Below are 12,087 nucleotides of genomic sequence, written 5' to 3'. Positions count from 1 at the left end.
ATATTGTTTAGGGCTGACTTTTTTATATCCTCAAAATGCTAACGAATAAATTTAGCACCTCTAATTTAGCATCGCTAACTTAGTAGACTCAAAAATATCGAAAATAGAGTGGTTACGCTTGCGCGTAATTTTGCTTATTACCTAACCAGCGCTGAATTAGCGGATCAACAACCTCTGGATGTTGCTTAAGCATTTGCTGTGCAATTGGCCTAACTTGGTTGAGTATGTGCTTATCGCGGGTAAGATCGGCAATTTTAAATTCGGCTAAACCCGTTTGTTTTGTACCGAGTACTTCACCTGGGCCACGAATTTCTAAATCGCGCTCTGCTATCACAAAACCATCGTTACTATCGCGTAGTACTCCTAATCGCTTTTGAGCGGTGTGAGACAACGGTGCGTGATATAAAAGCACACAATGCGATGCCGTAGCGCCACGGCCAACTCGCCCACGTAACTGATGCAGCTGTGCTAAGCCTAAGCGCTCAGGGTTTTCTATAATGATTAAGCTCGCATTAGGGACATCTACACCAACTTCAATAACCGTAGTGGCAACTAAAACATGTATATTGCCTGCTTTAAACTCGCTCATAATGGCTTGTTTTTCAGCTGATTTCATTCGCCCATGTACTAAACCTACGTTTAGCTCTGGTAATGCTTCTTTTAACTGTAGTGCGCTGTCCTCCGCTGCTTGGCATTGCAGTACTTCAGATTCATCTATAAGTGTACATACCCAATAAACCTGTCGACCTTGCTCGTTACACGCTAATTTAACGCGGGCAATAATATCGTCTCTGCGAGTATCTGGAAGTGCTACTGTTGTGATTGGCGTACGCCCAGGTGGTAACTCGTCAATCACAGAGGTTTCTAAGTCGGCATAGGCTGTCATAGCGAGCGTACGTGGGATAGGTGTTGCGGTCATAACTAGTTGATGAGGGTAACAATCACCAAACTTACCCTTTTCGCGTAGTGATAAACGCTGGTGGACACCAAAGCGGTGTTGTTCATCAATAACGATAAGCACTAAGTTATTAAACTTAACTTCATCTTGAAATAAAGCGTGAGTACCTACAATCATTTGGGCTTCACCAGAGGCTATTTTTTCAAGTGTTGCAACGCGCTCTTTGCCTTTTGTTTTACCGCCAAGCCAAGCAACTGTTATACCTAGTTGATTAAACCACGTTGTAAAATTAACACCATGTTGCTCTGATAAAATCTCTGTTGGAGCCATTAAAGCTACTTGAAAGCCCTGCGCAATGGCTGTTAGTGCACTAAGTGCTGCTACTAGGGTTTTACCTGAGCCTACATCGCCTTGTACTAAACGCATCATTGGATACGCGTGTTGCATGTCACCTTTAATTTCAGCAACTACGCGGCTTTGCGCATTTGTGGGTGCAAAAGGAAGTTGCTCTAAAAATTGGCTTTCTAATGTGTTTACCGGATTTAATGCCACGGCTTTAACTTGTTGCCCTTGCTCTCGTACTTTTAATAAGCTGAGGTTTTGAGCAAGTAACTCCTCAAATACAAGGCGCTGTTGAGCAGGGTGAGTACCTTGCTCTAATGCAGTTACGTCAACATCATTTGGTGGGCGGTGCAGTAATAATAAGGCGTCACTTAGCGGCATATTTGATGGCTGCCACTGTGAAGGCAGTAGTTCTTCTACTGAGTATTTATTTAGTAAATCAATGGCCTGTTCGCTTAAAGCTCTAATCGATAGTTGCTTTAAACCTTCGGTTGTTGAATAAACGGGCGTTAATGTTGTCGCTACCGGCTGCTCGTTAGAGGTATCGCTGATGCTGTATTCAGGATGACTCATTTCAAAGCCAACGCGGCCACGGCGCACTTCACCAAAACAACGTATTATTTTACCAGCGCTAAATGCGTTTTTTTGTGCGGCGGTAAAATTAAAAAATCGTAGTGTTAGCCTGCCAGTACCATCATTGATTTGGCAAACAAGCATGCGCCTTTTACCAAACGTAATTTGGCTTGTTTCAATTGTTGCTTCAACACTTACGTGGCTATGAAGTGACAACTCGCTAATCGCGTATAAGCGAGTGCGATCTTCATAGCGAAGTGGCAAATGAAAAAGCATATCTTGCACAGTTAAAATACCTAGCTTTAACAAACGCTCAGCCATTTTTGGGCCGACCCCTTTGAGCTCTGTAATTGGGTATTGATTTAAGCTAGGTTTAGACAAAGTGTATCAATCTTATTATTTGTGAGTAGGCTAAGTGTACTTACAGAGCTTTAGTCCATCAAGTATGTTTTAAAGCTTGCCAAAATTGCTCGTCAGCGACTATTTCGCCGTTTTCATCAAGTGCAGGATAAGGTAATTTTTTTTGTTTACATTGCCTTGCGATAATAGGGTGGCAGCCTTCAAAGTAAAGTGGATGTTTAACTTCGGCGCTCAGCATATCTCTATTATATAAACCAGCCAGCTCGCGTTGGCGCTGTGCTTCAAACAATATTAGCGCAGCAGCAACCGAAACATTTAGTGATTGCACCATGCCTTGCATTGGAATAATAATATTTTGATCGGCATATTCTAGGGCTTTTTCTGATATCCCTGTTTTTTCTTGTCCAACAATAATAGCCGTTGGCTTGGTGTAATCTACTTCTCTAAAATCAACGGCATCTTCTGATAGATGAGTCGCTAATATTTGTATTTCTGGATTGCGTTCACGCATTGCAGTAACGGCATCATCAATATTTCTATGTAAGTGCGTCTCTAGCCAGTTTTTACTGCCACCTGAGGTATTATTTGTTAGCCATTTTTGCTTTTCAGGCCATACAGCATGTACATGATGGCAACCAACCGCATCAGCACTTCGTACTATTGCAGATAAGTTATGGTGTTTGTGCACGTCTTCTAAACACACGGTTAGGTCTGTTTGACGGCGCGAAAGTACGTCTTTGATTCTTTGATAGCGAGTTTGCTGCATGGTTATCCTCTTTTTTCGGCAATTATACGAGATTTTTGCAGTTAAGGCATTACCGTACGGCTAATTGGATTTTGTAGAGAAATAAGTGTTTCTGTTGACTGAATGGCTTCTATTGCCTGTATTTTATTAATCAGCACATCTTGTAAGTGATCAATGGACTTTGTCATTACCTTTATAAATATGCTGTAGTTACCTGTTGTGTAATAAGCCTCTACCACTTCCTCCAATGCTTCTAGCTTTATAAGCGTTTGCGGGTAATCACGTGCGTTATTTAAATTAATACCTATAAAGCAGCATACATCGTAGCCTAGCTGTTTAGTATTAATCGTTAATTGGGTGCCTGTAATGATCCCTGCTTGCTTCATTTTTTCAATTCTTACGTGAATTGTCCCTGCGCTTACATTAAATCTTTTTGCTAATTCGGCATACGCGGTACGGGCATTTGCCATTAACGCATGAAGTATCTGTTTATCGAGATTATCGATTAAATAATTTTCCATTATATTTTTCTCATAAAATTATCGAATATATGGTTTTTATACCACTTAATTGATGGTTTTTATATATTAAAGCTATTTTTGTTATGGGATGTTGAATTAATCCTTTAAATCGTTACATTAACTTCATTAAGGGCGTTAATTAGATCGCTTTTTATCAATTAAGCAAGTAACAATAACTGGGAATGAGGCCAATTATTATGAGTTCACACTATGTGCAGCAACAGCAGCAAATAAGTAAAGTTAAGCAATTTTTTTCACAACAACTAGAAACCCAACTTGGGCTGGTTGAGGTTCAAGCCCCAATTTTGGCTAAGGTTGGCGACGGCACGCAAGATAACTTAAGCGGACATGAAAACGCAGTTGCTGTAAATGTGAAAGCGATTACAGATAGCCGCTACGAAGTGGTGCATTCACTGGCTAAGTGGAAACGTAAAACACTGGCAACTTATGGCTTTAGTGTTGGTGAGGGTATTTACACTCAAATGAAGGCTTTGCGCCCAGATGAAGATTCATTAAGTCCTATTCATTCTGTATATGTTGATCAGTGGGATTGGGAAAAAGTAATTAGCGAAACGACAGAGCGTTCGCTGGCAACACTAAAGCAAACTGTTCAATCTATTTATAAAGGGATAAAAGAGACGGAAGCTTTTGTAAGAGAGTCTTATGGCTTAACGCCTTTTTTACCGGACGATATTAAGTTTGTGCACAGTGAAGAGCTACGTAAAATGTATCCTGACTTTAGTGCTAAGCAACGCGAAAAAGCCATTGCACAAGAATATGGTGCTGTATTTTTGATTGGTATTGGTGGCGCGCTTGGAGATGGCAAAATTCATGATGTAAGAGCCCCAGATTACGATGATTGGTCTACGCCAACATGCGATCAATATATGGGTTTAAATGGTGATATTTTAGTATGGAACCCAGTACTTGAAGATGCATTTGAAATATCATCAATGGGTATACGTGTAAGCCCTGAGGTTTTAAAAGCGCAGTTAAGTACAACTGGAGATGAAGACCGCTTAGAGTTTGATTGGCATAAAGCGCTACTACAAAGTAAATTCCCCCAAACAATTGGCGGTGGAATAGGGCAGTCTCGCTTGGCTATGCTATTGCTGCAAAAGCAGCATATTGGCCAAGTACAAGTGGGTGTATGGCCAAGTCAAACTTATGATACGGTAAGTGGCTTACTTTAAATTGTAAAAAAGTGAGTTAATTTGAGTGCTCAATAGAGCACTCAATTTTTTAGTGTGTTTTAAACTCTATTTCAATTTTATTATTTAAAAGTTTAACGTTGCACGGAGGGTAATTGCGGATCGTTTTAAGTACTTTATCAAAAATATGAATCTCTACGCCTGAATGCAAAACAGAATTCACCGTTAAATTAGCGTCGCTAAGTAAATCGTGTAAGTCGTGATCTAAGTTTGAAAGACGTTTTTCTAATAGCTCTGCTTGCTCACAGTAATGTTTCTGAGTAGCTCCAATTTTAGTAATTAATATTTTCTTCTTTTCGGCATCCTTCACTAAATCAGTTTTTTCTAGCGCTGCTTGCAGCGTATCTAATTGTGCATCTGTTTTAGCTAAGTCTTTAAAGCAATTATCAGTATCCGCTGTTATTTCAGCGCCAGAAGCCGCTAGGTTAATAATCATTTTAGCGCCTGATTCATTCCCTATTTCGCCAGCAATGAGAGTTGTTGCATCAAGTATTTCACCACCAAATATTTTACCCTTAGGTAAGTCGGATTGGCCTACTTGCAGTAAGCGCTTAGCTTTTATTACACAATGGCTTGTTTGGCGATCAATAAAAATATTATTTGCATCGAGGTAACAATACTGTGAGTGAGATACATGAATATCACCTAGCGCAATTAGCTTGCAAGAAAGTGACTTACTATCCATTTTTTGATGGCCAATAATGCCTTGTTTAACCGTGATGTTTCCTCCTGCAGTAAGCTCGCCTGATTCAACCGTGCCAAATATAGTAATATCGCCTTTGGCAGTTACTTTCATCCCTGGGTCTATATTGCGAGTAACAATAACACTGCCTTGGAAGTCAATATGGCCGCTTTTTACATTTACATCTGAAATGGTAAAAATATCGTCGACACGCATACCATTATTAATTTCAACCGGAACACCAGCAATAGTAGAGACTAACTCAAGCGGATTCATTTTTGATATTTCAGTGCCTTCGCCTGCCACTAATTGTTTATTTTCTCCGGGTTTTGCGGGCAGTATGTCACCTATTACGGTAAAGCCTTCTTTACCGGGGGTTGCTGGTTGCTGGCGAATAAGCACAGAGCCAGGCTCTACGCTTGCAAGCTTGCCAAAGTCGCGCATGTCCACACTGCCATCTTCTTTGAGCTTGGGCGCTTTTAAACGGTCTTTTAAAGTCTCTACGGTTGTTATTAGTTTAGTGGCTAAACCATCGCTTGGGAGCCTACCTTTAGCTAATATCCCCTTAACGACAGATCCCGCAGAGTGTTCAGATTGTTTTTGTAGCAGCTGTTCTAAAAAAGCTTGTTTATACCCACGCACAATACCTGCTTTAACGAGTTGTTTTTTTGCATCTTCTAAGCTTAATAACTTTCCACCTTGGGCAAGCGTTAGCTCGCCAATGGCCAGCATTTTATCGTCGCTAATTGTTACATTTAAAGTGGCATTGTGTTTTGTTGCTACAACGAGAGTTTGTTGTGTGTTTTCGTTTTTAAAAAAATCATTAATAGCGTCATGATCTATTTTACAGTCGCAAAAGGCTGACTTTTCGAGAGCCTCTAAAATAAATGCAGCGCTGGGAGGAATATGCTCTTTTACATCAAGTAAAACATTTCCATTGTTGGCAAGCTTAAACACGAGTTAATCCTTTTTTACTACTTAAGTTAAGTTTGTTTTTTAAAACACAACTACAGATTGCTAGAAATTTACATTTGAGTCAAGAAGTCAGATAAAACGAAGTGTGGAGCGAAAAATAAAGGCTATAGAGAAGCTCTATAGCCTGTAATACTTAATTGGTAGAAGGTAATTCCATTATTCCGTCTATTTCAACTTGTGCACCTTTTGGTAGTGCACGAACACCTAATGCAGCTCTAGCTGGGTAAGGTTGTTTAAAGTATTGGCTCATCACTTCATTTACAGTGGCGAAGTTAGATAGATCAGTTAGGTAAATATTGATTTTAACTAAATCGTGAATTTTTCCGCCTGCTTCTTCACATACCGCAGCAATATTTTTAAATACTTGATGCGTTTGCTCGCTAAAATCTTCTGAAATCATTTCCATCGTTTCTGGAACTAATGGAATTTGACCAGATAAATAAACAGCGGTACCTACTTTAACTGCTTGGCTATAAGTGCCAATAGCTGCAGGTGCTTTGTCGGTAGAGATAAATGCTTTATTCATGTGTTTCCTATTTTATTTTTTACGATAGACTTTTTGTACATCAGGCATAACGCGAATGCGGCGCATAATGTTAGCAACGTGGATACGGTTTTTAACGGTAACCCCTAAATCTATCACGTATAAATTACTTTCTTTTTCATCGGTGGCAATTTCGACAATATTGGCTTGGGTTGTAGCGACAACATTGGTTAGCTTAGCTAACGCGCCTTGATGGTTAATAATTTCAACTCTCAGAGCTGCAATATATTCTTTTTCTGGGTTATCGTCCCATTTTACAACTAAGTATTTAGAGCGCTCATTTTCCCAACCACGAATATTTTTACATTCTTGGCGGTGAACGGTCAGGCCCTTACCTTGGCTTATATGAGCCGTAATGGCATCGCCTGGTACAGGTCGGCAACACTTAGAGTAATTCACTAACATGCCTTCAGTACCAATAATGGTCGCTTTAGCTTGGCTTGTTATATCAGTTAAATCGTCATTGTCATTTTGCAATAAGCGCTTGGCAATTAACATACTCATTAAGTTACCAGAGCCAATTTCTACAAGTAATTCAAGAAGCGTAGTTAGTTCGTGCTCTTCAAGTACTCTCGCTATATTTTCATCAGCAATGCTATCTAGTTTGTTTTCGCCTAATGCCGAATCAAGTAAACGGCGCCCTAAAAGCATGGCTTCTTCATGATGCTGGCTTCTAAGGTAATTACGAACACCCAAGCGTGCTTTACCAGTAACAATAAAGTTTAGCCATGTTGCATTAGGGTGGGCACCTGAGCTTGTTATTATCTCTATGGTTTGCCCTGTATCTAATGGCCGACTTAAAGGATGTGGCTTGCGATTAACGCGAGCGCCTACACAAGTGTTGCCTACATCAGTATGAACCGCATACGCAAAATCGACTGCGGTAGCGCCCATTGGTAGCTCAACAATACGACCATCAGGTGTAAATACGTAAATTTCTTCTGGGAATAGCTCAGTTTTTACGTTTTCAATAAATTCAAACGATGAACCCGCACTTTGCTGAAGTTCTAATAAGCTTTGCATCCATTGGCGAGCACGTTGCTGCGAAGTATTACCTGCACCATCACCTGATTTTTTATACATCCAGTGCGCCGCTACACCTTTGTCGGCCATCTGATCCATATCGTGAGTACGAATCTGAATCTCAACAGGTATTCCGTGTGGGCCAACTAATGAAGTATGAAGCGATTGGTAACCATTAGTTTTTGGTACAGCAATATAATCTTTAAAGCGTGTTTCTATAGGCTTATAAAGACTATGAGCCACACCTAATACGCGATAACACGTATCCATAGAATCAACTGCAATTCTAAACGCGTAAATATCCATAACTTCGTTAAATAGCAGTTCTTTATTAAGCATTTTTTTATAAATACTATATAAATGTTTCTCACGGCCTGACACAGTCGCTTTAATGCCTGACTCTTCAAGACGTGCTTCTATTTCATGTTGGATATTAGTGATAACTTCTTTGCGATTACCACGTGCTTTAGCTACTTCAGATTTAAGTGCGCGATGACGCATAGGATATAAAGCTTGAAAACCTAAGTCTTCAAGCTCATTTTTAATATCGTGAATACCTAAGCGGTTTGCTATTGGCGCGTAAATCTCAAGCGTTTCACGTGCTATTCTGCGGCGCTTATCTGGGCGCAGTGCCCCTAAAGTACGCATATTGTGCGTTCTATCAGCAAGCTTGATTAAAATAACTCGAATATCCTGAGTCATTGCCATAATCATTTTGCGGTAGTTTTCAGCTTGGAATTCTTTTTTATCTTTAAAGCTGAGCTTATCGAGCTTACTTACACCTTCAACGAGTTCTGCCACAGTTTCGCCAAAAATTTCGGCTAAATCTTGTTGGCTAAAATCAGTATCTTCAATTACATCATGCATTAGCGCGGCCATGAGCGTTTCATGGTCAAGATGCATGCCTGCAAGAATTTGGGTTACTTCTACTGGATGAGTTATGTAAGGTTCGCCACTTGAGCGAGTTTGTCCTTCATGGGCCTCTCGGGCTACCACGTAAGATTTTTGAACCAGCTCTACATCAGCAGCGGGCAAGTATTCTGAAATTTTCTTTTTAAGACCTTCAAAAAGATACATTCACACTCCAATGTTCTAGGGCCTGTTGACCTTTCAGGATTAAAATTTGTTCAATCTAGGGGCGATTTAATCGCGGCGCGAGGTTTTTAGCCTAGCGGGCTAAGTAAAAATCGAGCAACAAAGAGTAAATTGCCCCTAGGCAGAACCCTTTGGGCAGCGCATGTTTTGCATTTATGCTGCGTTATCGCCTACTTATGGGAAATAACCACACTACATAGGCTCTGCCTTGCCTAAATACCAAGCATACTGCTGCAAATTTAACCTCGAAAGATAAAAAGGCCCTAGTGAAGCAAATTAGGTAAGCTACGAATATACGATGAAATGAAAGGATTGCCAACGGCTATAGTAGAAATACTGCGCCGTTGGCTAAATCAGACCGGGAGGTCGATTATTGGTTGCCACCAACAATGGCAGCAACAGCAGCTAATTCTGCTGCTTCTTGGTGTTGTTGTTCTTCACGGTCAATTAAGTCCATTGAAGCGCTATCAACTAAACCTAATTCAATTTCACGTAAAGCAACTACCGTTGGCTTATCGTTTTCAGGGTCTACTAGTGGAGTTTTACCACCAACAGCAATTTGGCGGGCACGACGAGCCGCAACTAAAATTAAGTCAAAACGATTACCAACTGCATCTACTGCATCTTCAACTGTTACGCGGGCCATCACAGTACTCCAAAAATAATTTAAAAGCAAAGACGTAGTTTACTCCAAGGAGCCACTTTCGCCAATAGCCAGTGTTCAATTTTTATCAGTTTTACTTGCCTAAGCCTAATTTAAGTAGGCTTAAATTATTTAAGCAGACTATTTAGTAAAACTTGATGACGATCTTCTTGCGCTTTTAGTGTTAAGCGCTGAGCCATTACAATCATTTCTATGTCGGCAAGTGCGTCCTCAAAGTCATCATTAACAATTACAAAGTCGTATTCATTATAATGTGATGTTTCAGATTGTGCTTTTGCCATACGAGAGGCAATAATCTCAGCCGAATCTTGGCCACGGTTATTTAAGCGTTGTTCTAGTTCTTCTTTTGAAGGCGGTAGAATAAAAATAGTTTGTACGCTTGGCATAATTTTGCGCACTTGCTGAGCGCCTTGCCAATCAATATCTAAAAACACATCAATACCCGCATCAAGTTGCGACTCAATAGCCTGCTTTGATGTGCCGTAGTAATTATCGAATACTTGAGCCCATTCAAAAAAGTCATCTTTGGCAATAAGCGCTTTAAATTCGTCTGTAGATACAAAGTGATAATGCACGCCATTTTCTTCACCTGGGCGAGGGGCGCGAGTTGTATGTGATACAGATACTTTCATGTCAGCGTGTTTTTTTAATAACGCATTGATTAAGCTTGATTTACCAGCACCAGAAGGGGCTGACAAAATAAATAAGTTACCGCGAGTTTGTGCCATGCTTTTCTCTACCTAAAAATAAACAGGCTTGGATTACAAGTAAACCAAGCCTTTAATTAACTGCATTGTACTTTAATTAGCTCACCTTGCTCAAGTTAGACGTGCTCAAGTGAGTCATGCTCAAATTGAAGTGGCAGTGTTTTACTAAGTTAGACTTTAAATAAAATTGCAGTTTAAATTCGTCAACAGAACTAGCCGCTAGATATAAGTATTTGATAAGGTGAGGTATCACCTAGTAAAGGAGCCTCTATGCTTAATAAAACCTTATTTACCGCACAACAAGTAAGAGACAATGAAGCTTTAGCGGCTAAAAATAGTCATTGTGATTTATTTACCCTAATGCAGCGTGCAGGCGAGGCTGTATATAAGCAATGGCAGTTATTTGAACAGCATACATTAGTCATTGTTGGCCATGGTAACAACGCTGGAGACGGTTACGTTGTAGCTAGGCTTATTATGCAAGCAGGTAAAGAGGTAACAGTATGCGCAGCTGAGCCTAATAAAGTATTAACCGGTGATGCTGCAAAAGCGCAGCAGCTATGGGTAGAAGCGGGTGGGGTGGTTTCTCATTTTACAAAAGATGCTCTTAATGAGTGCGATATCGTTATTGATGCTCTACTTGGTACTGGCCTTAAAAGCACCGTGCGCGATAACTTTGCGGGCATAATTAAAGCGGTAAATAACAGTGGTAAGCCCGTAATAAGCATTGATATTCCATCAGGCATTGAGGCGAATACAGGGCAACCTTTAGGGTGTGCAGTTCAAGCGACTTCAACCGTTACTTTTGTGGGTATTAAGCAAGGGCTGACAACGACGGCAGGTAAACAATATAGCGGTAAGTTAGTATTTGATGACTTAGCAATTGGCGATGCGTTTATTCGTATTGCTCAATCATCAGGTACTCTGATTAATATCAATAGCTTTAAAGGAATAGCCACGCGGGCAATCAATAGTCACAAAGGAAGCCACGGTAAACTTTTATGTATTGGTGGCAATCAAGGTACTGCAGGTGCAATTAGGTTAAGTAGTGAAGCAGCTCTTAGAACGGGTGCTGGCATGGTAAGAGTGTATACACACGAAAGCTCAATAACGCCTATTAGTATTGGCAGACCAGAACTTATGGTAAGCAGTAATAACTTACATCAAGCGCTAGAGTGGGCAAGCTGCGTTGTTATTGGCCCAGGGCTTGGGCAAGACGAGTGGGCACAACAAACATTCGATGAAGTAATGCAATATTGCCAAAACAATAAAATGCCATTGGTTATAGATGCAGATGCCCTTAATTTACTGGCTAAGAAAGCTTCATCATACACGTTAGAGCAATGCGTACTTACTCCACATCCCGGCGAAGCTTCGCGACTGCTAAGTGTTAGCACCAGCGACATAGAATCAGACCGCTTTAATTATGCCCGCCTTTGCGCTAAACGCTATAACGCGACTTGTGTATTAAAAGGCGCAGGAACATTAATAGATAATGCCCAGCACACGTGGGTATGTGAAGATGGCAACCCGGCATTGGCCGTTGGCGGCAGTGGCGATGTACTTACTGGTATTATTGGTGCCTTACTTGCTCAAGGTTTAACTATTGATGAAGCAGCACTCTATGGTGTAACACTGCATGCTAGAGCCGGTGATATCGCCAGTGAGCGAGACGGGCAAAGGGGAATGCTACCCAGTGATTTATTTTCAATTGTCAGAGAGTTAGTTAATAAAGTGACGTGAGTTT

General features: G+C 40.6%; 10 protein-coding genes. 2 read left to right on the top strand and 8 right to left on the bottom strand.

Going from position 1 to position 12,087, the window contains the following annotated elements; all coding sequences use genetic code 11:
* Positions 1-112: 112 nt before the first annotated feature.
* The 3 genes from recG to asnC are packed head-to-tail and all read right to left on the bottom strand — an operon-like array spanning position 113 to position 3,439.
* Positions 113-2,194, bottom strand: a complete 2,082-nt coding sequence (gene recG, locus GQR52_RS09900) for an ATP-dependent DNA helicase RecG (RefSeq protein ID WP_024593435.1) — start codon at positions 2,192-2,194, stop codon at positions 113-115.
* Positions 2,195-2,252: 58 nt separating this feature from the next.
* Positions 2,253-2,939 (bottom strand): tRNA (guanosine(18)-2'-O)-methyltransferase TrmH, encoded by a 687-nt coding sequence (trmH, locus tag GQR52_RS09895; protein WP_024593434.1) that lies wholly within the window; start codon positions 2,937-2,939, stop codon positions 2,253-2,255.
* A 41-nt stretch (positions 2,940-2,980) separates the two neighbouring features.
* Positions 2,981-3,439, bottom strand: coding sequence for a transcriptional regulator AsnC (gene asnC / locus GQR52_RS09890; protein WP_002958822.1), 459 nt, complete (start codon positions 3,437-3,439; stop codon positions 2,981-2,983).
* Positions 3,440-3,636: 197 nt separating this feature from the next.
* On the opposite strand from asnC, the gene asnA reads away from it, so the two are divergent.
* Entirely contained in the window at positions 3,637-4,632 is a 996-nt protein-coding gene (gene asnA, locus GQR52_RS09885) for an aspartate--ammonia ligase (RefSeq protein WP_101164414.1), read from the top strand.
* A 49-nt stretch (positions 4,633-4,681) separates the two neighbouring features.
* Here the strand turns inward: asnA and GQR52_RS09880 are convergent, their stop codons facing one another.
* From GQR52_RS09880 to gmk, 5 genes are all read right to left on the bottom strand, one after another.
* A complete protein-coding gene (locus tag GQR52_RS09880; RefSeq protein WP_007580013.1) occupies positions 4,682-6,289 on the bottom strand; it encodes a FapA family protein in 1,608 nt (535 codons plus the stop codon).
* 151 nt (positions 6,290-6,440) lie between these two features.
* Positions 6,441-6,833, bottom strand: coding sequence for a RidA family protein (locus GQR52_RS09875; RefSeq protein ID WP_007580015.1), 393 nt, complete (start codon positions 6,831-6,833; stop codon positions 6,441-6,443).
* A gap of 12 nt (positions 6,834-6,845) precedes the next feature.
* Positions 6,846-8,951: a bifunctional GTP diphosphokinase/guanosine-3',5'-bis pyrophosphate 3'-pyrophosphohydrolase gene (spoT, locus tag GQR52_RS09870; RefSeq protein ID WP_007580016.1), complete on the bottom strand. Its 2,106-nt coding sequence runs from the start codon at positions 8,949-8,951 to the stop codon at positions 6,846-6,848.
* A gap of 388 nt (positions 8,952-9,339) precedes the next feature.
* Positions 9,340-9,615: a DNA-directed RNA polymerase subunit omega gene (rpoZ, locus tag GQR52_RS09865; protein ID WP_007378835.1), complete on the bottom strand. Its 276-nt coding sequence runs from the start codon at positions 9,613-9,615 to the stop codon at positions 9,340-9,342.
* A gap of 125 nt (positions 9,616-9,740) precedes the next feature.
* On the bottom strand, positions 9,741-10,361 hold the full coding sequence (gene gmk, locus GQR52_RS09860) for a guanylate kinase (RefSeq protein WP_165728309.1): 621 nt from the start codon (positions 10,359-10,361) through the stop codon (positions 9,741-9,743).
* 249 nt (positions 10,362-10,610) lie between these two features.
* On the opposite strand from gmk, the gene GQR52_RS09855 reads away from it, so the two are divergent.
* On the top strand, positions 10,611-12,083 hold the full coding sequence (locus tag GQR52_RS09855; protein ID WP_165728308.1) for an NAD(P)H-hydrate dehydratase: 1,473 nt from the start codon (positions 10,611-10,613) through the stop codon (positions 12,081-12,083).
* Positions 12,084-12,087 lie beyond the last annotated feature (4 nt).

The organism is Pseudoalteromonas sp. 31A1 (assembly GCF_011378815.1).
Classification (GTDB): Bacteria; Pseudomonadota; Gammaproteobacteria; order Enterobacterales; family Alteromonadaceae; genus Pseudoalteromonas; species Pseudoalteromonas arctica.
Note: the sequence above shows the minus strand (reverse complement) of the source record. Positions and strands in the feature narration are given on the sequence as shown.